Below are 25,856 nucleotides of genomic sequence, written 5' to 3'. Positions count from 1 at the left end.
AGACCCGATCTGATGCGCAATCTTCTTCCCCTGCTCACGGGCGCCATGCTGCTCGCAACCCCCGCGCTGGCCCAGACTGCCGGACAGGTGCCGCATATCGAGAGCAAAAATGGCCGCCACGCCCTGATCGTCGATGGTGCGCCCTTCCTGATGCTGGGTGGCCAGGTCAATAACAGCAGCAATTATGCCGCCCCCCTGAAGCAGGTCTGGGACCGGCTCGACAGCATCCATGCCAATACCGTCGAAGTGCCGGTCGCCTGGGAGCAGCTTGAGCCCAAGGAAGGCCAGTTCGACTATAGCTTCGTCCAGACCCTGCTTGACGATGCGCGTGCCCATGACAAGCGCATCGTGCTCCTCTGGTTCGGCGCCTGGAAGAATACCGGCCTTGCCTATACCCCCGACTGGGTGAAGCTCGACAATCGCCGCTTCCCGCGCATGAAGACCGCCGATGGCAAGGATCATGGCGTGCTTTCGCCCCATGGCGCGGCCACGCTGGCGGCGGACAAGCGCGCGTTCCTCAAGCTCATGACCTATGTGCGCGATCATGATGCGCAGAATACAGTGATCATGGTGCAGCCCGAAAACGAAGTCGGCAGCTACCAGAATCCCCGCGACTTCAGCGCCACCGCGCAGAAATTGTTCGACGGCCCGGTCCCGGCCGAACTGACCCGTGCCCTCAAGAAGCCGGCGGGCAGCTGGAAGAGCGTGTTCGGCGATACCGCCGATCGCACCTTCAATACTTGGTACACCGCCCGCTATATCGAGGAACTGGCCAAGGCCGGCAAGGCGATCAAGCCGCTGCCCATGTATGTGAACGCCTCGCTGACCGATCCCTACAAGCCGGTCGACCCGATGAGCGTGTCGAGTGGCGGGCCGCAGGGCGACGTGATCGACATCTGGAAGGCGGCGGCCCCCTCGCTCGATCTCGCCGCGCCCGACATTTATGACCGGGGCAGCCGCAACGTCTTCAAACATCTCGATCTCTACACCCGTCCCGACAATGCGCTGATGGTGCCCGAAATCGGCAATGCTGCCGAATATGCCCGCTATTTCTGGTCGGCGTTGGGGCGCGGTGCGATCGGCTTCGCGCCCTTCGGCATGGATGATGCCGACTATTTCAACTATCCGCTCGGCGCCAAGAGCTTCGACGATGCGACCATCCACGCCTTCGCCTCGAAATTCGGCGTGATCGGCGCGGCGATGCGCCCCTGGGCGAAGATCGCCTTTGGCCATCCGACCTGGGGCGCGGCGCGGCCGGACGACGGCACGCCGCTCAGCACCACCATGGGCGACTGGACGGTCACGGCCAGCTTCGGCCAGTGGCAGTTCGGCCAGCGCGAATGGTTCCCCAATGCCGACACCCCGGCCTGGGACAAGGCGATGGTCGGCGGCATGGTCGTGGCGCAGCTTTCGGCCAACGAATTTCTCTTCACCGGTGACCATGTCCGCGTCCAGTTCGGCTCGCGCGAAGGCGCCCCGGCCAACGGCATGATCGTCAAGGTCGAGGAAGGCCATTTCGAAGGCGACAACTGGGTCTTCGACCGCATCTGGAACGGCGACCAGACCGATTATGGCCTCAACATCATCGACAAGCCGGTCTGGCTCAAGGTGACGATGGGCCGCTATCGCTGAGCCGCACGCGACCCAATTCCTCCCCAAGCTTGCTTGGGGAGGGGGACCGCCGCAGGCGGTGGAGGGGCACAAGCCCAATAGCCCAGCACTAATAGGCTCTTGCCCCTCCGTCAGCGCTTCGCGCTGCCACCTCCCCGTTCCGGGGAGGAATGTCTGACATTGGTCGCCTGCGGTCGTCTGGCGGCGCTTTCCTACTCGGTCTTTCTCTGATCTATCCTGCCGGATGGAACAGGCCGCTCTTCCGACATCACGCCTTTCGCCGGTTCGCTATTCGGCGTCGCGCGCGCCGCCCGGCGCCGGTCCGACTGTCGCCTTGCTGTCGTTTCACTGTCGCCTGACTGTCGCTTGGAAAGCGCGCCAGTGTCGCGTCACTGTCGCTTCGTCGGCGCGTGACAGGCGCATTACGCCCATTTTCTGCCCGCCATCACTGGTTATCGACACTATGAACTTTCAACTGTCGCGTCGGTGTGACCTTATCCCAGCCAGGCCAGATCCCAGCCAGGTCAGCGCCCGGTCGCGCAGTTCGCTCGCCGGGACATTGGTGGTCAGGATCATCGCCCCTTCCTCGGGCAGCGGCGGTTCCAGCGTGGCGAGCTGGCTGTCGAGCAGGCTGGCGGGCATGTAATGGCCCGGCCGGTTGCCCAGCCGCGCCAGCAACTCGTCGCGGTCATTGTCGAGCAGGATGAAATGCACCGGCACGCCGATCGCCGCGCGCAGCCGGTCGCGATAGGCGCGCTTCAATGCGGAGCAGGCGGCAACCGCCACGCCCTGCGCCGCCACCGTGCCCGCGATCGCCGCGCCCAGCCGGTCGAGCCAGGGCCAGCGATCCGCGTCGGTCAGCGCCTGCCCGCCGCGCATCTTTTCCACCGCGGCCGCCGAATGATAGCTGTCGCCCTCCAGGAACGGGCAATCCAGCGCCTGCGCCAGCATCGCGCCCAGCGTCGACTTGCCACAGCCGCTCACCCCCATGACGATGACGGCGCGTCCGACGGCTTTGGGCGAAACGGGGGCAGGGTCGGCGGAAATCGGCAAGCGGGCGTCCTTGGTCGCTGGGGCAGGGGGATTGGTCTTCCCGCTATAAGGCCGCGTCACCCCACAGGAAAACTACGACCTTTGTCGCAAGTGCCAAGCCGCGACCGCTCCCCTAGCCATGCACCATCTATAAAAATGAGGATGGGAGGCGGACATGATCGGACGCAGCATGATCGCGGCTTTGCTGGCGGCAACAACCATCGGGGCACCGGCCTTCGCCGCGACGACCTCGGTCTTCCCGGTCGCGCCGGCGGAGTCCCATGCGGTGACGGTGAAGGCGGTCGGCGATGGCCGCGCCGACGACAGCGCCGCGATCCAGCAGGCGCTCGACCAGGCCCGCGATACGACCGGCCATGGCATCGTCTTCCTGCCGTCGGGCACCTATCGCATCACCCGCTCGCTGATCGTGCCGGCGGGCGTGCGCGTCTATGGCGTCGGCCCGACCCGGCCGGTGCTGTTGCTCGGCGCCAACACGCCGGGCTTCCAGCAGGGCGTGTCGACCATGGTGATCTTCGCTGGCGGCGATCAATATCAGGTCGGCAAGGTGCCCGTCCCGGTGCCGACCGTCGTGCCCCGCGACAAAGTGGTGCGGGATGCCAATTCGGGCACCTTCTATTCGTCGATGAGCAATGTCGATATCGAGATCGGCGCGGGCAATCCGGCCGCCGCCGGCGTGCGCTTCCGCATGGCCCAGCATGCTTTCTTGAGCCATATGGAATTCCGTCTCGGCACTGCCTTTGCCGGCGTCTATCAGGCCGGCAATGTGATCGAGAATGTCCATTTTCAGGGTGGCCGATACGGCATCGTCACTGAAAAGACCTCGCCCGCCTGGCAGTTCACCCTGCTCGATTCCAGCTTCGACGGCCAGCGCGACGCGGCGATCCGCGAGCATGAGGTCGACCTTACCCTCGTCAATGTCGCGATCAGGAACACGCCGGTCGGGATCGAGATCGACCGGGGCTACAGCGACAGCCTCTGGGGCAAGGATGTCCGGTTCGAAAATATATCGAAGGCCGGCGTCGTCATCTCGAACGAGAAGAATGTCTTCACCCAGGTCGGATTCGAAAACGCCCTGGCGGTCAACAGCCCGGTCTTCGCCCGCTTCCGCGACAGCGGCAGGACGATCGACGGCAAGGGCAAGGCCTATAAGGTCGCCAATTTCTCCTATGGCCTCGCCGTCCCCGCACTCGGCCACACGGGCGACTATGCCACCACCGCCGACATCCAGCCGCTCTCCGCCATGCCGGCGCCGCGCGCGCCCGCGATCCGCGACCTGCCGCCGATGGACCAGTGGGTCAATGTCCGCACCCTGGGCGCAGTCGGCGACGGCAAGGCGGACGACACCGCCGCCCTGCAAAAGGCGATCGACGCCAACCGCATCCTCTATTTCCCGACCGGCTTCTACAAGGTGACGGACAAGCTTACCCTGCGCCCGGACAGCATTCTCATTGGCCTGCACCCGGCCATCACCCAGCTCTTCATCCCGGACAACAACCCCAATCATGCCGGCCTCGGCGCGGTCCTGCCGATCCTCGAAAGCCGCAAGGGTGGCGACAATATCCTCTCGGGCCTCGGCCTCTTCACCGGCCGGGTGAACCCGCGCGCCTCGGCCCTGCTCTGGCGGTCTGGCGAACAGAGCCTGGTCGAGGACGTCAAGATCATGGGCGGCGGCGGCACGCCGACCGCCGATGGCAAGATGCTCGGCACGCTGCGCGTCAACACCGGCGACCCGGTCACCGACAGCCGGCTCGACGCCCAATATCCCAGCATCTGGGTGACGGACGGCGGCGGCGGCACCTTCGCCGACGTCTGGAGCCCCAACAGCTTTGCCCAGGCGGGCTTCTACATCACCGACACCGACACGCCCGGCCATGTCTATGAAATGTCGGTCGAACATCATGCCCGCAACGAATTCGTGCTCGATAACGTCCACAACTGGGAGTTCCTGGCGCCGCAGACCGAACAGGAAGTGGATGACGGCCCCGACGCCATCTCGCTCGACATCCGCAACTCCAGCAACCTGCTGTTCGCCAACTATCATGGCTATCGCGTGACCCGCACCTATGCGCCAGAAAAGAGCGCGGTGAAGATCACCAATTCGGGCAATATCCGCTTCCGCAACGTCCATGTGAATGGCGAAAGCGGCTATGCCACCTGCGACGATGAAGGCTGCGGCACCTTCCTGCGCGCCAGCAAATATCCGTTCGACAATGCGATCGAGGATGTGAGCCGCAAGCTGCTGGTCCGGGAACGCGAGTTCGCCGCGCTGGATATCGGCCCGGCCGGCAGCGCCGTCCCGGCGATCGCGCCCTCGGGCACCAAGGTCGAGAAGCTGGAAGATGGCTTCTGGTCGATCTCCGGCGCGGCTGTCGATGCACAGGGCGCGCTCTACTTCATCGACCGCCGTTTCCAGCGCATCCACCGCTGGAGCGAGGGCAAGGGGCTGGAGATCGTCCGCGACCATGCGCTCGATCCGGTCAATCTCGCCATCGACGCTTCGGGCCATGTCATGGTCCTGTCCTCGCTCGGCGCGAAGGGTGGCGCCTATTCGTTCGACCCCGCCGGTCCAAAGGACGCGCTGACGCTGATCCAGCCGACCCCGGTGCGCAGTGGCACGGCAAAGACGCTGCTGCCGGTCAACTGGTGGAATAATGGCGAGTTTCGCGACCAGCTCGACCCCAAGAGCTACGAGTTCACGACGCTGGCCGAAATGTTCGCCCGCGATGCCGGCACGCCCAAGGCCAAGGAATATCTCTCCCCCGACGGCAGCCTGTCCTTGCCGGCCTTCCGCGTCTGGCAACAGGGGCCGATCGATCATACCGGCTGGCGCTGGTCCGATGGCCTCAACGCCAATGGCTTCGTCTCCGGCAAGATCGGGGATCGGCTGTTCGTCACCAACGGGTCGGAAAATATCACCTATAGCGGCACGGTGGGGCCGGGCGGCACGCTGACGGCGCTGAAGCCCTTCGCCAATCGCGGCGGCGAAAGCGTCGCGGTGGACGGGCAGGGCAGGGTATTCGTCGCCAATGGCCAGATCTTTGTCTACGGCCCCGACGGCAAGGAAAGCGGCCGCATCGACGTGCCCGACCGGCCGCTCCAGATCCTGTTCGGCGGCCCCGACAAGCGCACGCTTTTCATCCTGACGCACCACGCGCTTTACGCCGCAAAGCCCTGAAAAAGCGACGGTTCGCCGCCGCCTACGACCTATGTCGTAAGTGCGGTGGCGACCGCTCGGGATTAATACTCACACAATAGCCCGCCATGGGCGCGCCGACGCCGGGAGGGCGCCTGGTGACAAGAGGGGAAGAGGAATGAACGTGCAGATCGCAATCCATCGGCATATGGCGGGCGTCAGCCTGGCCGCCGTCGCCATCATGGCGCTGGCCGGCACCGCCCAGGCCCAGACCGAACCGGCGGCCGAACCCGCGCCGCAGGCCCAGACGAGCGATGCGCCGGCCGCACAGAGCGCCGACATCATCGTCACCGGATCGCGCATCACCACCAGCGGCTTCAATGCGCCGACGCCCACCACCGTCATCGGTGAGGAGCAGATCGCCAACAACGCCCAGCCCAACATCTTCAACACCATCGCCCAGTTGCCGTCGCTGCAAGGCTCGACCGGCGCCGCCACCGGCACCTTCTCCACCTCCAGCGGCCAGCAGGGCCTCAGCTCCTTCTCGCTGCGTGGCCTGGGCGCGATCCGCACCCTGACCCTGCTCGACGGCCAGCGCGTCGTCGGCGCCAATGTCACCGGCGTGCCCGACATCTCGATGTTTCCGCAGCTGCTGGTGAAGCGCGTCGATGTCGTCACCGGCGGCGCGTCGGCCTCCTACGGTTCGGACGCGGTCGGCGGCGTCGTCAACTTCATCACCGACACCCATTTCGAAGGCTTCAAAGGCAATATCCTGGGCAGCATCACCAAATATGGCGATGACGAAACCGCGCTGGTCCAGGCCGCCTACGGCAAATCCTTCATGGATGATCGCCTGCATGTCGTCGTCAGCGGCGAATATGACCATGAAGGCGGCGTGGGCGCCGGCGACTTCGGCACCGATCTGGCCGGCAGCCGCAACTGGTATCGCGCCACCACGCTGATGAATACCGGCCAGACCAACAATGGCCTGCCGCAATATAATTACCGCGACTATGCCCAGCCCTATCAATATGCCCGCTACGGCCTGATCAACAATGGCCCGCTGCAGGGCATAGCCTTCGACCAGAATGGCAATCCCTATCAGTTCAACTATGGCTCGAACGGTACGCCGACCGGCACCGGCGCGGTCACCAACTGCTATCGCGGCAACAGCTTCTGCGAGGGCGGCGACTTGTCGGGCGCGCCGGGTTCGGGCGCCTCGCTCAAATCCTCGCTGGAGCGCATCAATGGCTATGGCCGGATCGGCTATGATTTCGCCGACAACAACGAAGCCTATGTCACGGTCAATGTCGCGCAGGTGAAGACCAACAACCAGCCTAGCCCCGGCTATGGCCGCGCCAACCTGACCGTCCAATGCTCCAACCCCTATCTGCCGCAGTCGGTGCGCGACCAGTGCGCCACCGCCGGCATCACCTCCTTCGGCTTCGGTTCGTCCAACGCCGCCTTCCCCGATCCGCAGGTCTATACCGATCGCAAGCAATATCGCTTCGTCGCCGGTGCCAAGGGCAAGTTCGGCGCGGCCGGCACCGACTGGAATTATGACGCCTATTATGAACATGGCATCACCATCTCGGACATCCGGGTGAAGGATATCGTGCTGCAGAACCGCTATGCCGCGGCGGCCAATGCGATCACCCTCAACGGCGCGATCGTCTGCGCCGATCCGGCCGCTCGCGCGCTCGGGTGCCAGCCGATCAACATCTTCGGCGGCTTCACCCCCTCGGCGGCCGCGCTCGCCTATGTCGCGCCGCATGACAATGGCCCGTTCCAGCACACCAAGCTGACCCAGGACGTCGCCAGCCTCAACTTCTCGGGCAATCCGGTGGAATTGTGGGCAGGGCCGCTGTCGGTCGCCTTCGGTGCCGAATATCGCCGCGAATTTTACCGCGTGAATGCCGATCCCTATGGCGCGGGTGTGTCCGATCTCAGCCCGAACAGCGCCGATTATCCGGCCGACCCGCTGCTCAATGGCGCGCAGGGCAGCAACTGGGCGGCCGGCAATTACAAGAATGGTCGCGGCAAATATGAAGTCTATGAAGGCTTCGTGGAAATCGACATGCCGCTGTTCGACAGCGAGGCGGTCGGCCGCGCCAACCTGAATGCGGCGGGGCGTGGCACCCATTACAGCACGTCGGGAACAGTGTGGGCGTGGAAGGTCGGCGGCACCTGGGATACGCCGCTCGACGGCATCCGCCTGCGCGCCGTCACCTCGCGCGACGTCCGCGCGCCCAACCTGTCGGAACTGTTCGCCGCGCCGACCGTCACGACCCTGCCGAACTTCAGCGATCCCTTCCAGGGCGCAGCGGTTCAGGCATTCCAGAACACCATCGGCAATCCCAATCTGAAGCCGGAAATTGCCCGCAACACCGAAATCGGTATCGTGCTGGCGCGTCCCTCCTGGCTGCCGGGCCTCAGCCTGTCGTTCGACTATTATGACATCAAGCTGAAGGGCGTCGTCTCCAGCCTGTCGGCACAGCAGATCGTCCAGTTCTGCTATGACGGCAATCAGGCCTTCTGCGGCGGCTTCAGCCTCGACAATGCCAACCCCAGCCTCAACTATATCAATGTCCAGCCGTTCAACCTTGCCTCCTGGCGGACCAGCGGCTTCGATATCGAGGCGAGCTATCAGTGGCAGCAGCCGCTCGGCCTGCCGGGCAACTTCACCGTCCGCGCGCTGGGCACCCATATCCGCAAGTTCATTGTGGAGGCGGGCATTGCCGGTGTCGATCCGGTCGATCAGGCCGGCGCCAACAACGGCAACACGCCCGACTGGAAATGGCTGGCGGTGCAGACCTATGACAGCGGCAAGTTCAGCCTGACGGTGCAGGAACGCTGGATCAGCGACGGCACCTTCGGCAATCAATATGTGGTCTGCCAGTCGTCCTGCCCGGCCTCGACCGCGAACCACCCGACCATCGATTACAACAAGATGAAGGGGGCCTTCTATGTCGACATCGGCGCCACCTTCAAGTTCAGCGACCGTGTGTCCCTCTATGGCAAGGTCGACAATCTGTTCGACAAGGATCCGGTCGCCTCGCCCCAGACCAACACCGGTCTCGATATCAACCCGGCGCTCTACGACACGCTGGGCCGCATCTACCGCGCCGGTGTCCGCTTCAATTTCTGATAAAACATAACATCTCTCCCCCCAAACTTGTCCCGGTCCTGCACGGCCGGGACATCTTCTTTTTACGGAGCCTGATAGATGTATCGTGGATTGAACGGGGCCTGCGCATCCGTCCTGCTGTGCCTGGCCGCAGCACAGCCTGCTGCCGCTTCCCCGTCCGTCTATACCGCCATGCCCGACGACGCGCGCGCCGTGACGGTGAAGGGCGTGCGCGATGGCCGCGCCGATGACAGCGCCGCGATCCAGCAGGCGCTCGACGCCGCCGCGGCGACGCCCGGCGGCGGCATCGTCTTCCTGCCCCAGGGCACCTACCGCATCAGCCGTACCCTGTTCCTGTGGCCCGGCGTGCGCATCTTCGGCATCGGCGCGCAGCGCCCAGTGATCCTGCTCGGCGCCAACACGCCCGGCTTTCAGCGCGGCGTCGCCCATATGCTGATCTTCACTGGCGGCAAGCGTCAGACCGACAAGGAAAGCTGGCCCGCCGCCTTCCCCCCGGCCGGCAGCGTGCCGTTCGACAAGACAATTGCCGACGCCAATCCGGGCACCTTCTATTCTGCGCTCGGCAATATCGATTTCCGCATCATGGACGGCAATCCTGCGGCGACCGCGATCCGCTTCCATTCCGCCCAGCACAGCTTCGTCAGCCATGTCGATTTCGACATCGGTTCGGGCCTCGCGGGCCTCTATCATGTCGCCAACGAGGCGGAGGATCTGCACTTCAAGGGCGGCCGCTATGGCATCCTCGCTGAAAAGACCTCGCCGGCCTGGCCCTTCGCCCTGGTCGACGCGACGTTCGAGGGACAGCGCGACGCCGCCATTCGCGAGCATGAAGCGGGCCTGACCCTGCTCAATGTCGCCTTCCGTAATGTGCCGGTCGGGATCGAGATCGATCGGGGCTATGGCGACTGGCTCTGGGGTCAGGATGTCCGCTTCGAAAATGTGTCGAAGGCCGGCGTGATCATCTCCAACGAGAAGAATGTCTATACCCAGGTCGGCTTCCAGAATGTGCTGGCCGCCAATACGCCCACCTTTGCCCGCTTCCGCGAAAGCGGCCGGACGGTGGCGGGGCAGGGGAAGGTCTATAAGGTTACCTCCTTCACCCATGGCCTGACCCTGCCGGGGCTTGGCCGGATCGGCGACTATAAGACCGACATGCAGGCGCAGCCGATCGCCAGCCTGCCGGCGCCCGGCGCGCCCGCCATCCGCCCGCTGCCGCCCGTCGCCGAATGGGTGAATGTCCGCACATTGGGGGCGAAGGGCGACAATAGCACGGACGACACCGCCGCGCTGCAGAAGGCGATCGACAGCCACCGCGTCGTCTACCTCCCTGCCGGCTTCTACAAGGTCAGCGACACGCTGCGGCTGCGCGCCGACACGGTGCTGCTCGGCCTCCACCCCAGCCTGACCCAGATCGTCCTGCCCGATGGCACGCCTGCCTTCCAGGGCGTCGGTGCCCCCAAGGCGCTGGTCGAAAGCGCGCAGGGCGGTGACGCGATCGTCGCCGGCCTGGCGCTCGACACCAATGGCGCCAATCCGCGCGCGACCGGCTTGCTATGGAAGGCCGGCGCCAGTTCCATGGTCAACGACGTCAAGTTCCAGGGCGGCCATGGCACCGATGCCTTCGATGGCAGCCGGCGCAATCCCTATAACAACAACGCCACCGCCGATCCTGACGCATCGCGCCGCTGGGGCGGCCAATATGCCAGCCTCTGGGTGACGCAGGGGGGCGGGGGCACCTTCGCCAATATCTGGAGCCCCAGCACATTCGGCCATCCGGGCATCCTGATCTCCGACACGGAAACGCCGGGCCGGTTGATCCAGGCCTCGGTCGAACATCATGTCCGCACCGAAATCGGCCTCAACCGCGTCGCCAACTGGGAATTGCTGGCGCCCCAGACCGAAGGGGAAGCGGGCGAGAGCGGCGATGCCGTTGCGCTCGAAATCCGGGATTCCCACAATATCCTGGTTGCCAATTTCCACGGCTATCGCGTCACCCGCACACGTAAGCCCGCGCCGACCGCCGTGTCGCTCTACAATTCCCACGACATCCGCTTCCGCAACGTCCATGTGAACGCGGAAAGCGGGGTCGGCACCTGCGACGAAAATGGCTGTGGCACCTTCCTGCGCCTCACCAAATATCCGTTCGAAAACGCGATTCAGGACATCACCCATGGCCTGGAAGTACGCGAACGCGAGTTCGCCGTGCTGGACGTGCCGGCGAAGCCCGATCCGGTCGCCCCCTCGACCTTCGGCGGCGCCAGCGTTCGGAAGCTCGCTGACGGCTTCTATGGGGTGGGCGGCGGCGCGGTGGACGCACAGGGCCGGCTCTATTTCATCGACCGTTTCTTCCAGCGCATATGGCGCTGGTCCGACGCGGGCCGGCTGGAGATGATCCGCGACGCCGCGCTCGATCCGGTGAACCTGACCATCGACAAGTCGGGCAATCTGCTCGTCCTTTCCTCCTATGGCCGCAACGGCACCGTCTATAGCGTCACCCCCGGCGCGCCGGACGCGCAGGTCAGAGTCATCCCGGCGACGCCTGCGGCACAGGGCGCTGCCGCCACCATCTTCCCGGTCAACTGGTGGGTGAATGGCGAGTTCAGGGACCAGATCGATCCCAAGACCTATCAATTCACCACGCTTGCCGAGATGTTCGCCCGCGACACGGCGCAGCCCAATGCGCAGGCCTATGTCTCGCCCGATGGCAGCATCGCCCTGCCGGCCTGGCGCGTCTTCGCCCAGGGACCGGTCGACCATCGCGGCCTGCGCTTCTCCCACACGCTCGACAGCTATGGCTTCGTCCAGGGCAAGCCGGGCCAGCGCATCTATGTCACCAACGGATCGGAAAACCGCACCTACAGCGCGCTGGTCGCCGGCAACGGAACGCTGACCGACCTCAAGCCCTTCGCCGATCGTGGCGGGGAGGGTGTGGTGAGCGACGCGCAGGGCCGGGTCTATGTCGTCAATGGCCAGGTCTTCGTCTACGCGCCCGACGGCAAGCCGATCGGTCGGATCGACGTGCCCGAACGGCCGCTACAGCTGCTGTTCGGTGGCCCGGACGGCAAGACCCTGTTCATGCTGTCGCATCACGGCCTCTACGCGGCGCGGGTCGAGTAGGGGATCAGACGATCAGTCCGGGGATGATCTTGTTCGTCTCCAGGCTGCCCGTGCCCCAACGGTCGACCGGCACGCCCATCGCCTGTTGCAGGGTCAGGCCGACCCGGCTGACCGGCGATCCGTCGCCGGTGATATATTGGCCGGTATGGATGCGCCCGCCGGCCGACCCCGCCGTCATCATCGGGATATTGTCGATGGTGTGGAATTTGGCGAATTCGGTCTCGCTATGGGCAAAGACCAGGCTGTTATCCAGCAGGGTGCGGTCACCTTCCTTCACTGCGTCCATCGCCTTGATGAAATAGGTCCAGGCTTCCATGCACTTGTCGACATAGAAGGTGACTTCGGGCTGATAGCCCAGCCGGTTATCCAGCACCTCCTCATGGGTCAGCTGATGATGGGTGATGGTGCTGCCCACCCGCGTCAGCGACGATGCGCCATTGTTGAAGTTCATGTTGAACAGCCGGACATTGTCGCACGCCATCGCCATTACCAGCAGATCGGTCATGATCTCGTGATTGCGCATGACATTCTCGATCTCGGCATTGACCGGCAGGTCGGGGACCTTGGGCGGCACGACACAGGCCTGCATCGGCGCCGGCTTGGTCAGTTGCACGTCGAGCTGGTTTTCCAGCTGACGCAGCGAGGTGAAATATTGGTCGAGCCGCTGCCTGTCGGCCGCACCCAGCCGCGCCTCCAGCGCCTGGCGCTGGTCGGACACGCCGGACAGGACGCTGCGCCGCGCCATGACCGCCGGATCGGGGGTGAAGGTCGCGCTGTTGGGATCATGGAAGCCGGCGCCGAACAGCCTTGTATAAAGGGCGGCGGGCGACACTTCCGCCGGGTTGAGATTGCCATTGCCGCGCCCCGACAGCGAATTGCGCGGATCGCCGGTCGCTGACAGCTCGATCGAGCGGAAGCGGGTGCGGGTGCCGATCACATCGCCGATCGACACGTCGAAGGACGGCCCCGGCAGGCCCCGGTCGGAATCGATCGCCATGCCGGTGCGGATGCCGATGCCGCCGCTGATGTGCGGCAGGTTGGGCTTGCCATCGAGCGGCAGGGTGAAATCGCCCAGGATATTGACCTTGTGCTTGAGCGCCTCGATCGAGGCCAGCTCGACCTTCAACTCATAATCCTTGCCGGCGGCGCTGGGGAACCAGCGCGGCGGATTGACGCCCAGCCCCCAGAACCAGGTGCCGAAGCGGATCGGCATCGGCGCGCCGGTCGCCGCCATGGCGGTGCCGTTGCCGTCGAGGAAGATGTCGAGCAGCGGCAGGCCGACGGCCACGGCCATGCCGTTGACCATGCCGCGCAGCGCGGTGCGGCGATCGAGGGTGAAGCTCATGGGCGGTCTCCTTCACGGATATGCGGGCTGGTCATCATCGCGACCTGCGGCTTGGCCAGCGGTGGGGTGCTGACGCGATAGGCATCGGCCATGGTCGCGACCCGCAGGAACAGCGCCTGGATGCGATAGCCATCGGCGGCGAAGCCCTGTTCCAGCGCCATCGCGGTTGCCTCCTCATCCTCCGGCATGCGCCCGGTCGCATATTGGAAGGCGCGGCCGGCGACGCATTCGGTGGTCGACTTGCTCGCCGCCAGCGCCTGGCCCAGGCCGACATTGCCCTGGAAGGCCGTGCCCTCGAACACGCCGGCGGTATCGATCGGCGCGTCATTCTCGGTCCGGCGGAAGGCGCCGATGCCGTCGAACCGCTCCAGCGGCAGGCCCAGCGGGTCGGTGATCTTGTGGCAGGCGGCACAGACCGGATCGCTATTGTGGGCGTTCAGGCGGATGCGCGCGGTCGGCATCGCCTTGTTGCCGACATCCTGCACGGCGGTGAAATTGACGTTGCCGGGCGGATTGGGCACCGGTTGACACAGCAGCAGTTCGCGGATCGCCCGGCCGCGCAGGGTCGGCGAACTGCGCCCCGAATGGGAATAGAGCGCCAGGAAACCGGCCTGGCCCAGCAGCCCGGCGCGATCGTCGCCATCGGCAAATTCATAGGGCACCCAGCCCTGCATGCTGGACACCTTGGCCTGATAGAGCGGCCCCAGCGCCCGGTTGATGAAGGTCCGCCGGGTGGTGAACAGGTCGCGATAATCGCCCTGCCGCGTCACCAGCTGGTCGACGATCATGCGCAGCATCTGTTCGGACAGGGCCGACGCCACATCGGGGTTGAAGCGGGGATAGACGATCTGGTCCTTGGCCATCTCGTCGAACTTCTCGAACAACAGCATGTCGGCGAAGAAGGCGCGCACGCCATCCTCCAGCCGGGGTGATCGCACCATCTTCTGCGCGATCGCCGCAAGCTGGGCCGGATCGGTCAGCTTGCCCTCGTCGGCCGCGCGCAGCAGCGCCTCATTGGGCGTCGTGTTCCACAGCAGATAGCTCAGCCGCGCGGCGCGGGCATGGTTGTCGAGCCGCAGGCTGCCGGGCGCCTCCGGATCGGGCTCCGCGCTCTCGATGATGTAGAGGAATTGCGGCGACACCAGCATGGCGGCGAGCGCCAACTGCATCCCGTCATAGAAACCCTGGCCATCGCCAGCGCCCTTGCCGGCCATCATGACGAAGGCGCCGATCTCTTCCTGCGTCATCGGCCGGCGAAACAGATAACGGCCGATCGGCATCAGCGTCCGTGCGGCGCAATCGGCGTCGGGCGCGGCCGCGTCGCGCGGGGCGCAGGGCATGAACTGGGCGCGGCGATCCGGCGCGAAGACCTGCGCGGCGATGTTGCGCGCCATCGCGTCGAACTGTTCCAGCCCGGCGGGCGAGATGGTCGATGCGCTGGCGCCGGTCGCGATCAGCTCATGCACGGGCCGCACGATCGGCTCGAACCGGCCGGCGACCTTGATGTCGGGACCGAAAATGTCCGCGATGCTGTTGCGATATTGCGCCTCGGTCAGGCGGCGCATCCCCGCCACCTGGCTCAGCGGCGTCTTCAAGGGCGCGAAGCTAGCGTCGGGCGTGGCGGCGGTCTGCGGCGCCTTCTCGACCGTGCAGGCGCTCAGCAGCAACCCGGCGAGCAGCGTCCAGCGCGCCCTTTGGCGAAACAGCCCGCTCATCGCTGCGCTACCTTGGGCTGGGGCAGGCGGTCGGTGACAAAGGCGGGCACGGCCCAGGCCTCCATGCCGCTGGAAATGCGGCGGCATTGGCCGGTCGCCGGATCGCGATCGCCATCGGCCATCGCCTTCAAGGCCGCATACATGGCGGCGCAGTCATAGCCCGCCGTGGTCGCCGCGCCTTCGCCACCGACCGATGCGCTGGCCATCACGTTCCAGATCGGCTGATAGCCGCCGACGATGCCCTTGATCGATCCGTCCGGCTGGAAGGTGAAGCGCAGCCGCGCCCTGGTGAAATCATATTCGTTGCGCCGGCCGCGAATGTCCCGCTCCGATCCCTGGCCCCAATTCTGCTTCAGACGGATATGGGCCGGCTCGGTGGTCAGCACGCCGTTGACGATCCGCCCTTTCAGCACATTGCGATGGGCGGCATTGGCGGTGACGCTGTAGCTGGCACCGGGGATGAAATTCTGGCGCGAATCCACCACCGCCCGATCCTCGGTATTGGCGTAGATCACCGTCACGTCGGGGTCATTTTCCAGACTGTCGACGCCGCTGAGCAGCAGCACTTGGCTATGTTCGCCGCTTACCAGAAACTGGGTCAGGCCCTTGACGATATCGCCGCCCGTGCCGTCGACCCCGCGCCAGGTCCGCACGCAGCCCATCGCCCGCCACATCTGGTTGTCGACGCCCGGCTCGCCGGCTGGCCCGGTAAAATTGGCATGGCCGCAGCTGTCGTCCGCCGCCGCGCCGTCCGCATCATCGTCCAGGTTCAGACCCTGCGCGACCTTGCCCTGCACCATGCGCTGGGGCGGCCGGTCGAACTTGTCGGGATGGGTGCAGATGTTGAGATTGTCGGGCCCGAAGGCATAGCCGGTCCAGCGCGCGGTCAGTTCCTTCTCGTTCGCCTTTTCCAGCAGCCGCGTCCGCTCGCCCGTCGGCTGGGTCTGGAGATAATTTTCGCGCAGGGTCGCGGCCAGGCCCTGCGGGCAATCCTCCTTGCCCTGATAGATGGCGGGCGCGAAATGGCTGACAACGAAGCCCATCTCGCCATTGGCCGGCGGCGCGGGCAACGCGGCAGGGGCGGCGGACTTCGCGGGGGCATCACCCTGCGCCGAAACCGACGCCGCGAGTGGCAGTGCGCCCAGCAGCAGGAATAGTTTGCGATGATTCTGCACGATCATCCTCTCCTTGCGAAATATCATGGGATCAGCGGCTCGGCATCGGCCGGAATATCGGCCGGGTCGTCGCCCTCGATGGTGAAGACCGGCCGGTCGCGATAGGCCCATTGGGCGCGGTCGCCATCGGGCCGCACGGTCCAGGCGCCCATGCCCCGTCGCGCCATGCCCGCCGGGAAGACGCGCCAGTTGGCGCAGGCCGAACCGCAAGCCTTGCCCTTATGCGTCACCAGCAAATTGCCCTGGCCATCGACCAGCAGATAGCGCCCGTCCACCAGCCGCGCCGTCACATCGGCCGGCGCCTCGATTTTGGGCGCGGCCGGCATATATTTGAGGCTGTTCCAGACGAGGCCGTCCTCGCCCTCATGCCCGATCGTGCCGGGCCGCTCACCAACATGGGTGAAGACCAGATTGACCCGCTTATAGACCCATTGCGGCCCGCCCGGTCCCTGCATCACGATCCAGTCGGGGCCGTCCTGCTTCAGTCGGGGCGCCTTGCGATCGCCGCCGAACTCGGGCGGTGCAGGCACGATCTCCGCCTTGGCGGGCGCGGCGAGCGGCGTCCATTGGGTCAGGCAATCGCCCGAACACCAGAGCGGCTGGTGCCCGGTGCGCCCGGTCACGGCGCGCATGTCCATGCCATAGAGGGTGCGGCCATGGGCATCGACATAGACGCTCTGCGCGCCGACCTTGCGGACGCTGACACCGGCCGGCAGCGGCTCGCCGCTCGCCGCCTCGGGCGGCAGGTCGGCGGCCTGCGCCCAGAGCGCGGCCGGCTGTGCCAGCCACAGGATCGCGGCCGCCTGGCGCCACATCAGCGCTTCTCCTCGACGCGGAAGCTGCGATGGCATGTGCCACAGCTTTGCCCCAGCGTCTTGGCCGCAACCCGCATCTTCGCCACGTCGCCGCTCGCCGCGACGGTGGCGAAGCTGTTGGCCTGTGCGGTAAAGCCGTCCTGCGCCGCCTTGAATGCGGCCGGCTGGCTCCAGATTTCGGGCTTGGCCGCCGTCTTGACGCCGGGTTTCGGGCCGCTGCCGGCCGGGAACCAGCCCTGTTGCTGGCGGGCATAGTCGCGGATCTGCCGCGCCGAAATCTGGATCACATAGGTTTGCGGCGTGGCCGATTTCAGCTCGTCATTGATATTCTTGAATGCCGCGCCGACCTCGCGGAAGCCCGCGATCCGGGTGGCGACGATATCGCCGGGTGCCGCCGCCAGCGGCGCCGCGCAGAGCAGTGCCAGCATCGCGATCGGCCGCTTCATCCGCGCTGTATCGTGCATCCTCATCCTCGTCCCTTTCATGTCTGTCACAGCATCGGATCGGCAAAGACCCACCAGGCAAGCGTGCCCGCCAGCAGGATGGCGACGGCGAAGGCGACAGGCGACGCGCGCCGCACCGCCACCGGCTCGCCGGTCACTTTCGCCCTGCCGCTGACCATCGGCCCGATCAGGTTGCGGCGGCGCACCAGCAGGTAGAACAGCACCGCCAGGACATGCAGGCCGATCAGCATCTGCAGGATGGTGAAGCTGATGCCGTGCATGTCGGAGGCCAATCGCCCCTGATCGAAATCGACCAGATGCGACAGCGGCCCGGATTCGATGCCGTCGATATCGACCGCGAACAGGCCGGTGCCGACCTGGACCGACAGCGCCAGCAGCATCGCCACCACGCTCCAGCCACCGAGCGGATTATGGCCCGGCGCCGCGGGCGCACGGCCGGTCAGATAGGCGAAGATCGCGCGCGGCCCGCGCAGGAACTGGGCAAAGCGCGCCGGCCCGGACCCGATCAGGCCCCAGATCAGGCGAAAGGCGATCAGGAACAGCACGGCCTGACCCGACAGGCGATGCCAGTCCATGTGATAGGTTTCCGCGCTCCACCAGGAAAAGCCGATCAGGCCGACCAGCGCCCAGTGAACAGGCGGATGGGCAAGTCCCAGACATATTGGCGCGCTGCGTTCGCCATCAGCTCTTCTTTGCCCAGCTGTCGCACACGCTCTCGGCCGGCACGATGCCGCCGCTCAGCAGCGCGCATTTGCCGCAACCCGGCTGGGCGGCGGTGAAGAAGGCGCACAGGCCGCAGCGCTTGGTCGCATCGCTCGACGTGCGAAAGCCCAGCGACTTGCGCATGCTCTTCTGCGCGGCGGACAGACTGGCCGGATCGACGCACTCGGCGGCATTGGCCATGCTCGCAATCCCCAGCGGCACGCAGGCGATAAGGCCCAGCGCCGATCGGCGGCTCCAGTGACGGACATGATGATGGCTTGCCGCCATGCGGCCCACTCCTCTTCCCTGCCGGCCCGGTTGCTCCGGTCCTCTTGTGCGATCCTTCTAGCAGGGGGGCGCCGGATTAATTTGTCAGCGCCGACAAAATCGGCGCAGAATGCAGGCGCTTATTCCGTCCTTTGTGTCGGGCCTGACAAAATCCGGCGCGGGCCGGCGGCTAGAAGGGGCGGAATGGGAAGAGGAGAGATAAGGGTGACAGCGAAGCTGACAGGCGACAGCGCGCCGGGCGACACGCATATCCTGATCGTCGATGACGATCCGTCGCTGCGCGCGCTGGTCCGCGCGTTCCTGATACAGGAAGGCTATGTCGTCAGCGAAGCCGCCGATGGCCCGGCGATGCGCGCCATCCTCGCCCATCAGCCGGTCGACATCATCGTCCTCGACGTCATGATGCCGGGCGAGGACGGGCTGTCGATCGCCCGTTCGCTCGCGGGACAGCAGGATGCCGGCATCATCATGGTGTCGGCGCTGGGGACGGAGGGGGATCGGATCACCGGCCTGGAAATGGGCGCCGACGATTATCTGCCAAAGCCGCTGTCGCCGCGCGAACTGCTCGCCCGCATCCGTGCGCTGCAGCGCCGCCGTCGCCCGGTCGCCGACACGCGCCAGCCGGTGCTGGCCCATTATCATTTCGAAGGGTGGCAGCTCGATCCGGTGCGCCGGGTGCTGCGCGATCCCGCCGGCATCATCATCAGCCTGTCGGAGGGGGAGTTCGCCCTGCTGCTCGCCTTCATCGAACATCCCCAGCAGATATTGAACCGCGACGCGCTGGTCGAACTGGCGCGGGGCGAGGATGCCGATGTGTTCGACCGGGCGATCGATACCCAGGTCAGCCGCTTGCGCCGCAAGCTTGGCACCCGCGCACGCGGCGAACTGATCCACACCGTCCGGTCCGAAGGCTATATCTTCCAGGCGCCGGTGCAGCGCGGATGAAGGCGGGCTTCCTGCGCTGGGCCAATTCGATCCACGCCCATCTGCTGGCGCTGGCCCTGGTCGTGATCCTGACGCTGACCGCCTTCAGCCTCACTTTGCTGCTCTATTTCATCCCGCCCGAACGGGTGCCGCTGTCGGTCTATGAGATTGCCCGCATCGTCCATAGCCAGCCCCTGCTGCGCGACGAGCCGGTGGTGCATGAGGTGCGGCAGGCCGCCGCGCCGACGGCATCGACCGACCCGGCCGATCGGCTGATCGCCGCGCTGCTGGCGCGACGCCTCAGCCTGCCGGCGGCCGATGTGCGCATCCGCCTAGACCCCGGCGATCGCGAGCGGATCGGCCAGTTCGTGGCGGAGATGCAGCTTTATGGCCCCGATGGGCTCGCCGATCCCTTCATCCTGGGCACCTTCATCGCCGCGATCCGCCAGCCCGACGGTCAGTGGCGGATGATCACGCGGGAAGCGCGGGGCGGGCGGTCGCTCTGGCGGCTGCTCGGCCAATATGCCTTCCTCGTCGGCATCCTACTGGTGGTGCCGCTCAGCCTCTGGTTCAGCGCGCGTCTGACCCGCCCGATCCGCGCTTTCGCGGCCTCGGCCGAGCGGATGGGGGCAGGGCAGGAGGAGCAGCCGATCCCGCTCGACGGGCCGAGCGAGATCCGGCTGGCGGCGCAATCGATCAACGAGATGCAGGCACGCATCGCCCGCTATGTACGCGAACGCACCTCGGTCGTCGGGGCGATCGCCCATGATCTGCGCACGCCGCTGTCGCGCCTCCATTTCCACCTCACCGCCGCGCCCCCATCGGTGCGGATCGCGGCCGAGGAGGAAATCCGCCAGATGGAGGCGCTGATCGGCACGACGCTGGATTTCGTCGACAATGAAAATCGCCCCCGCCTCAAGGAACCGCTCGACCTTGGCCTGCTGGTCGAGGGGCTGGTCGACGATTTCGCCGACATGGGCCGCGACGTGACCCTGACGGGCGCGGAGCCTGTCATCATCGCGGGCGACATGATCCTGCTCAAACGGCTGTTCACCAACCTGATCGACAATGCGATCAAATATGGCGACCGCGCGCGGGTGCGGGTGATGCGCGACGAGGGGCGGGCGATCGTCACGATCGAGGATGACGGGCCGGGCATGGAACAGGCTGATATCGCCCGCGCCTTCGAGCCCTTCTATCGCGGCGAACCCTCGCGCAACCGCAGCACCGGCGGCGTGGGTCTGGGGCTGTCGATCGTCCAGTCGGCAGCGCAGGCGCATCAGGGCCGGGTGTCGCTGGCGCGCACGCCCGATGGCGGGCTGCGCGCGCAGGTCGAGCTGCCGGTTTAGAGCGTTTTCTAATCAGGTGGAATCACCTGATGACTCGGAAAACGCGTTAAACCAAAAACTTAGAGCAACCAATCTGACGCAGTCGGATCGGAATTTGCTCTAAAGCCCTTCCGCCTCCACCCATTGCGCGCCGGTCAGCGCGCGCGCCATGTCCCAGCTATGGCGGCGGATATCGGGCACGGCGACGATTTCCCAATGGGCGCCGCGCGTCATCGGCCCGACCACCAGCAGCCGCTCCTGCGCGCTGCCGTCGCGTGCGATGGCATGGCCCTGCCGGTTGGTGTCGATACCGATCGCCAGCGCATCCGGCCGGATCGCGCCACGATCCGCCAGCCGGCGCAGCAGCACATCGTCGGCCCGGCCCAGATCGGCCAGCGGCCCGGTGCAATTGACCACCCGCGCCACCCGGATTTCCTGCACCTGTTCGCCGCCGCGCGGCCGCCATTGCACGATCAGTCCCTGGTCGGCGTCCTGCGCGCCGATGATCCGGCCCGCCGCGATCCGCAGCCGCCCGCTTGTCTGCATCGCGGCGATTCGTTCGGCCACCTGCGGCGCGATGCGGTGGCGATGCACGTCCCAATAGGGCCGGGCGTGGCGCAGGAAGCGCGCCCGTTCGACCGGGGAGGCCGCCCGCCATATATCCTGGGTGAAGGGGCGCAGCTCATCGACCGCGCGGCGCCAGCCGACCGCATCGGCCCGCTGGCGGATGGTGCGGACCAGCCCGGCGCAATGGGCGGCCGGCCGTTCGCGCAGGGCGGGGAAGGGCATGGCCGGCGCATGGCTGTGCGGCACCAGCCCGCGCCGCGACAGCGCCAGGATCGATCCGCGAAAACCCGCGCTGTCCAGCGTCTGCGCGCAATCCACCGCGGTCAGGCCCGTGCCCAATAGCAGTATCTTGTCGCTCGGCGTCAGCCCCTCGGCAATGTCCGCGCCCCAGGGTTCGGACACATAGAGCGGGGGCGCCTTGTCTCGAAATGGCGGCAGGTCATGCGGCGGCAGATTGCCCGGCGCCAGCGCCACCGCATCGGCCGCCAGCGTCTTGCCCGACGCCAGTTCGACGACACAGCCATCGCCGGTCATGCGGATATCGACCGCCGCATCATCGATCACGTCCAGCCGGTCACCCGCCTCGGCGCGGGTCTTGTCCAGCAGCGCGGAAAGATAGCGGCCATAGGTCGCCCGCGTCGCGAAGCTGGCGTCCGATCCGCCGCTCGTCTCCGCCAGCCATTGCGCGAAATGCCCCGGCTGATCGGGAAAGGCGCTCATGTTGCCGGCGCGGACATTGAGGATATGATCGGGCAGGGCGCTGCCGAACGCGACACCCTTGCCCAGCCGCTCGGGCCGCCGCTCGACCAATGTCACCCGCATCGTCCCGTAGCGCAGCAGGTTGATCGCCAGCAGCGTGCCGCTGAACCCGCCACCGACGATGACCAGGTGGGAAACTTGGAACATGGGGGAAATCTCTCCGGGCAGGGAAGGGGCCTGCCAGATAGAGCAGCCCGTCGGGGCGCTGTCGAGGGGGCGGCGCAGGTCGCGTCTCATGTCCGCCTCGTCCCGCAGACGGGGCGATCCGACCGAAGGTCCAATTGCACCGGCGGCCTGCTTTGCCATCTTCTGAAGGCTGAAAGACGATCACAAAATCGACCCAGGAGACAAGATGATGCTGCAACAGGCGCTGGATAAATTCGCCGGCCAGACCCTGATCCGCGACCGCTACGACAATTATATCGGCGGCCAGTGGACGGCACCGGCCAAGGGCCAGTATTTCGACAATATCTCGCCGGTCACCGGCCAGGTCGTGTGCCAGGTCGCGCGCGGCACGGCGGAGGATATCGAGGCCGCGCTCGACGCCGCCCATGCCGCCAAGGATGCCTGGGGCAAGATGTCGTCGACCGAGCGGTCCAACATCCTGCTCAAGATGGCCGATCGCATGGAGGCCAATCTCGACCTCATCGCGCTCGCCGAGACGATCGACAATGGCAAGCCGATCCGCGAAACCACCCATGCCGACATTCCGCTCGCCATCGATCATTTCCGCTATTTCGCCGGCTGCGCCCGCGCCCAGGAAGGATCGATCAGCGAGATCGACCATGACACCATCGCCTATCATTTCCACGAGCCGCTGGGGGTCGTCGGGCAGATCATCCCCTGGAACTTCCCGATCCTGATGGCGGTGTGGAAGCTGGCGCCCGCTCTCGCCGCCGGCAACTGCATCGTGCTCAAGCCTGCCGAGCAGACGCCGATGTCGGTGCTGGTGCTGGCCGAGATCATCGGCGACCTGCTGCCGCCGGGCGTGCTCAACATCGTCAACGGCTTCGGCGTGGAGGCGGGCAAGCCGCTGGCGTCGAACAAGCGGATAGCCAAGATCGCTTTCACCGGCGAGACGACGACCGGTCGCCTGATCATGCAATATGCCTCGGAAAACCTGATCCCCGTCACGCTGGAACTGGGCGGCAAGTCGCCCAACATCTTCTTCGAGGATGTGATGGATGCGGACGATGATTATTTCGACAAATGCCTCGAAGGCTTTGCCATGTTCGCTCTCAACCAGGGCGAGGTCTGCACCTGCCCCAGCCGTGCGCTGATCCAGGAATCGATCTACGAGAAGTTCATCGAACGGGCGATCGCGCGGGTAAAGGCGATCAAGCAGGGCAGCCCGCTCGATCCTTCGACGATGATCGGCGCCCAGGCGTCGAACGACCAGCTCGAAAAGATCCTCTCCTACATCGCGATCGGCAAGGAGGAGGGCGCGCAAGTGCTGACCGGCGGCGATCGTGCCACCCATGACGGCGAACTGGCCGATGGCTTCTATGTGACGCCCACCGTGCTCAAGGGGCATAACAGGATGCGCATCTTCCAGGAGGAGATTTTCGGCCCGGTGCTGGCCGTCACCACCTTCAAGGACGAGGCGGAGGCGCTCGCCATCGCCAATGACACGCTCTACGGCCTGGGCGCGGGCGTGTGGACCCGCGACGGCGCTCGTGCCTATCGCATGGGCCGGGGCATTCAGGCCGGTCGCGTCTGGACCAACTGCTATCATGCCTATCCGGCCCATGCGGCCTTTGGCGGCTACAAGCAGTCGGGCATCGGCCGCGAAAATCACAAGATGATGCTCGACCATTATCAGCAGACCAAGAATCTGCTGGTCAGCTACAGCCCCAAGGCGCTGGGCTTCTTCTGACGGATCCACCGCGGAGCGCCCCTTCTCTCTCCTTTCTTGGCGCTCCGCACCTTTGGCGGGCATCCTCCCCCGGATGCCCGCCAGCTTTGCTTCTGCCAGTTTTGGTTCTGAAGGATCGGATCGATGGCCGATTGTCCTGCCCGCATTCTCGCCACGCCAGCGGCCGACGCGCTGATCGCGCGCCTGACCGACCAGCATGGCCCGCTGATGTTCCACCAGTCGGGCGGCTGCTGCGACGGTTCGGCGCCGATGTGCTTCCCGCGCGGCGAATTCCGGGTCGGCCCGCAGGATGTGCTGCTGGGCCATGTCGCGGGTGATGTGCCGGTGTGGATTGGCGCGGCCCAGTTCGAATATTGGCGCCATACCCAGGTGACGATCGACGTGGTGCCGGGGCGGGGCGCCGGCATGTCGCTCGAAAGCCCGGACGGGCAGCGCTTCATCGTCCGCTCGCGCGTCTTCACCGATGCGGAGGCGGATCTGCTGGAAGCCGCTGGAGAGCCGGCGCGTGGTGGCTGAGCGGCGCTTCACCGAACATGCGCTGCGTCCGCAGGTGGTGGGCGAGATGCAGTTGCGCCGCGAGCCCGCGCTGACGGTCCCGGCACGGATGATCCAGCTTGTCCGCCTGCTCGATGCGGACGCGCGCACGGCGGAACTGGCGGCCTTGCCGGCCATGCCGGGCGATCTGCGTCCGGGGCATGACAGCCGCCATCGCGAGACCCGGCTGGGCGCCGACATCCATCTTCACTGGGAACAGCATAGCGAGGCCAGCACGGTCACCCTGGTGCGCGGTGGCAGCGATCCGGTCGGCTGGGATTTTCCCGACGCGGCCGACGCCCGTGCCGCGATCGCCTGGGCCGAATATCTGCCGGGTGCGGTGATCCGCGCCGTGCGGCTGGCGATAGTCGCGGATGAGGGCGCCGCCGCGGAGCTGGTGGCCAGTGCCGGGTTCCCGGCGGGCCAGCTCGTCACCTGCCATGTCGGTGGCGGCGCGCGCATCTGGACCGATTTCCGCATTCATGATGATGGCTATGGCCGGATGGTGGTGGCCGCCAATGGCCTGCTGCCCGGCGATCTTGCCCGCTGCGTCCAGCGGCTGCAGGAACTGGGCAATTATCGCAATCTGGCGCTGCTTGGCCTGCCGCCCGCGCGCACGGCCTGGGCCGATCTCGACTGGCTGGAACAGGCGCTGGAGCAGGTCGGCCGGGCGCTGGCCGCCGGCGAGGTGCGCGACGATGTGCTGCTGGGGCGACTGATCCAGTTGTCCGCCGACATATTGTCGATCGACAGCGGCTGCGCCTATCGGATGAGCGCGACCGCCGCCTATGGCCGGATCGTCGCCAGTCGCCTTGCCGAACTGGATGTCGTGCCGATCGCCGGCCATCGCTCGCTCGCTGACTTCACCGAAAGGCGGCTATGGCCCGCCGTGCGCACCTGCGCGGCGCTGACCGATCGGCTGGCGCTGCTCAACGGCCGCGCGGCGCAGTTCACCGCCCTGCTGCGCACCCGGATCGAAACCCATATCGAAAACCAGAATGGCCGCCTGCTCGCCTCGATGGACCGCAGCGCGCGGATGCAGCTCCAGCTGCAGCAACTGGTTGAGGGGCTGTCGACGGTTGCCGTCAGCTATTATGCGCTTGGCCTGCTCTCCTATCCGCTCAAGGCCGTGGAAAAGCACTGGCCGCGCCTGTCCGCGACGCTGCTGCTGGGGCTTGCCATGCCATTCGTCGCATTGCTGGTCTTCCACCTGATCCACGGCGCCAAAAGCCGGCTTGTTTCGCGTGACAGGCCAGCGGAACCCGCTACATGATAATGCCCCAAAGCATAAGAAAATGGGCG

17 protein-coding genes and 1 pseudogene are annotated in these 25,856 nt (G+C 66.0%); 9 read left to right on the top strand and 9 right to left on the bottom strand.

Annotated features, from left to right (window positions below; all coding sequences use genetic code 11):
* Nucleotides 1-12: 12 nt before the first annotated feature.
* Nucleotides 13-1,632: a DUF5597 domain-containing protein gene (locus JQK15_RS23710; RefSeq protein WP_214868610.1), complete on the top strand. Its 1,620-nt coding sequence runs from the start codon at nucleotides 13-15 to the stop codon at nucleotides 1,630-1,632.
* A 450-nt stretch (nucleotides 1,633-2,082) separates the two neighbouring features.
* Here JQK15_RS23710 and JQK15_RS23705 read toward each other — a convergent pair whose 3' ends face one another.
* Nucleotides 2,083-2,664 (bottom strand): gluconokinase, encoded by a 582-nt coding sequence (locus tag JQK15_RS23705; protein ID WP_214868608.1) that lies wholly within the window; start codon nucleotides 2,662-2,664, stop codon nucleotides 2,083-2,085.
* A gap of 154 nt (nucleotides 2,665-2,818) precedes the next feature.
* On the opposite strand from JQK15_RS23705, the gene JQK15_RS23700 reads away from it, so the two are divergent.
* From JQK15_RS23700 to JQK15_RS23690, 3 genes are all read left to right on the top strand, one after another.
* Nucleotides 2,819-5,839: a glycosyl hydrolase family 28-related protein gene (locus JQK15_RS23700; RefSeq protein ID WP_214868606.1), complete on the top strand. Its 3,021-nt coding sequence runs from the start codon at nucleotides 2,819-2,821 to the stop codon at nucleotides 5,837-5,839.
* 136 nt (nucleotides 5,840-5,975) lie between these two features.
* The gene (locus JQK15_RS23695; RefSeq protein WP_214868604.1) at nucleotides 5,976-8,945 is read left to right on the top strand and encodes a TonB-dependent receptor plug domain-containing protein; all 2,970 of its coding nucleotides are present in this window, start codon (nucleotides 5,976-5,978) and stop codon (nucleotides 8,943-8,945) included.
* A 78-nt stretch (nucleotides 8,946-9,023) separates the two neighbouring features.
* Nucleotides 9,024-12,062, top strand: coding sequence for a glycosyl hydrolase family 28-related protein (locus tag JQK15_RS23690; protein WP_214868602.1), 3,039 nt, complete (start codon nucleotides 9,024-9,026; stop codon nucleotides 12,060-12,062).
* 4 nt (nucleotides 12,063-12,066) lie between these two features.
* Here the strand turns inward: JQK15_RS23690 and JQK15_RS23685 are convergent, their stop codons facing one another.
* The 7 genes and pseudogenes from JQK15_RS23685 to JQK15_RS23655 form a co-directional block, all read right to left on the bottom strand.
* Nucleotides 12,067-13,407: a DUF1552 domain-containing protein gene (locus JQK15_RS23685; RefSeq protein ID WP_010338474.1), complete on the bottom strand. Its 1,341-nt coding sequence runs from the start codon at nucleotides 13,405-13,407 to the stop codon at nucleotides 12,067-12,069.
* Complete coding sequence (locus JQK15_RS23680; protein ID WP_214868600.1) at nucleotides 13,404-15,122, bottom strand: DUF1592 domain-containing protein; 1,719 nt, start codon at nucleotides 15,120-15,122, stop codon at nucleotides 13,404-13,406. Before JQK15_RS23680 ends, JQK15_RS23685 begins: the two co-directional genes overlap by 4 nt.
* Nucleotides 15,119-16,303, bottom strand: coding sequence for a hypothetical protein (locus JQK15_RS23675; RefSeq protein WP_214868598.1), 1,185 nt, complete (start codon nucleotides 16,301-16,303; stop codon nucleotides 15,119-15,121). The genes JQK15_RS23680 and JQK15_RS23675 overlap by 4 nt, the downstream gene beginning before the upstream one ends.
* Before the next feature lie 17 nt (nucleotides 16,304-16,320).
* The gene (locus JQK15_RS23670) at nucleotides 16,321-17,112 is read right to left on the bottom strand and encodes a COG4315 family predicted lipoprotein (protein ID WP_214868596.1); all 792 of its coding nucleotides are present in this window, start codon (nucleotides 17,110-17,112) and stop codon (nucleotides 16,321-16,323) included.
* Nucleotides 17,112-17,576: a c-type cytochrome gene (locus JQK15_RS23665; protein ID WP_185707770.1), complete on the bottom strand. Its 465-nt coding sequence runs from the start codon at nucleotides 17,574-17,576 to the stop codon at nucleotides 17,112-17,114. Before JQK15_RS23665 ends, JQK15_RS23670 begins: the two co-directional genes overlap by 1 nt.
* A gap of 26 nt (nucleotides 17,577-17,602) precedes the next feature.
* Nucleotides 17,603-18,258 (bottom strand): annotated as a pseudogene (locus tag JQK15_RS23660) (cytochrome b/b6 domain-containing protein).
* Nucleotides 18,258-18,566 carry a high-potential iron-sulfur protein gene (locus JQK15_RS23655; RefSeq protein ID WP_214868595.1) on the bottom strand — a complete coding sequence of 103 codons (309 nt, stop codon included), beginning with the start codon at nucleotides 18,564-18,566 and terminating at the stop codon, nucleotides 18,258-18,260. The pseudogene JQK15_RS23660 and the gene JQK15_RS23655 overlap by 1 nt, the downstream one beginning before the upstream one ends.
* A gap of 204 nt (nucleotides 18,567-18,770) precedes the next feature.
* Between JQK15_RS23655 and JQK15_RS23650 the strand changes: the two genes are divergently transcribed.
* Nucleotides 18,771-19,511, top strand: coding sequence for a response regulator (locus JQK15_RS23650; protein WP_010338467.1), 741 nt, complete (start codon nucleotides 18,771-18,773; stop codon nucleotides 19,509-19,511).
* Complete coding sequence (locus tag JQK15_RS23645; RefSeq protein ID WP_214868593.1) at nucleotides 19,508-20,839, top strand: sensor histidine kinase; 1,332 nt, start codon at nucleotides 19,508-19,510, stop codon at nucleotides 20,837-20,839. The genes JQK15_RS23650 and JQK15_RS23645 overlap by 4 nt, the downstream gene beginning before the upstream one ends.
* 99 nt (nucleotides 20,840-20,938) lie before the next feature.
* On the opposite strand, the gene JQK15_RS23640 is transcribed toward JQK15_RS23645, so the two are convergent.
* Nucleotides 20,939-22,291, bottom strand: coding sequence for an FAD/NAD(P)-binding protein (locus JQK15_RS23640; protein ID WP_214868585.1), 1,353 nt, complete (start codon nucleotides 22,289-22,291; stop codon nucleotides 20,939-20,941).
* A 208-nt stretch (nucleotides 22,292-22,499) separates the two neighbouring features.
* Here JQK15_RS23640 and adh point away from each other — a divergent pair, with 208 nt between their 5' ends.
* From adh to JQK15_RS23625, 3 genes are all read left to right on the top strand, one after another.
* On the top strand, nucleotides 22,500-24,020 hold the full coding sequence (gene adh, locus JQK15_RS23635; RefSeq protein WP_185707768.1) for an aldehyde dehydrogenase: 1,521 nt from the start codon (nucleotides 22,500-22,502) through the stop codon (nucleotides 24,018-24,020).
* A 123-nt stretch (nucleotides 24,021-24,143) separates the two neighbouring features.
* Nucleotides 24,144-24,536, top strand: coding sequence for a DUF779 domain-containing protein (locus JQK15_RS23630; RefSeq protein ID WP_037520202.1), 393 nt, complete (start codon nucleotides 24,144-24,146; stop codon nucleotides 24,534-24,536).
* The gene (locus tag JQK15_RS23625) at nucleotides 24,526-25,827 is read left to right on the top strand and encodes a DUF3422 family protein (RefSeq protein WP_214868583.1); all 1,302 of its coding nucleotides are present in this window, start codon (nucleotides 24,526-24,528) and stop codon (nucleotides 25,825-25,827) included. The genes JQK15_RS23630 and JQK15_RS23625 overlap by 11 nt, the downstream gene beginning before the upstream one ends.
* The last annotated feature ends 29 nt before the right edge of the window (nucleotides 25,828-25,856 follow it).

The sequence above is a fragment of the Sphingobium sp. BHU LFT2 genome, from assembly GCF_018604485.1.
In the GTDB taxonomy this organism is placed as follows: Bacteria; Pseudomonadota; Alphaproteobacteria; order Sphingomonadales; family Sphingomonadaceae; genus Sphingobium; species Sphingobium yanoikuyae_A.
This window is presented reverse-complemented; position numbering and strand designations above follow the sequence as displayed.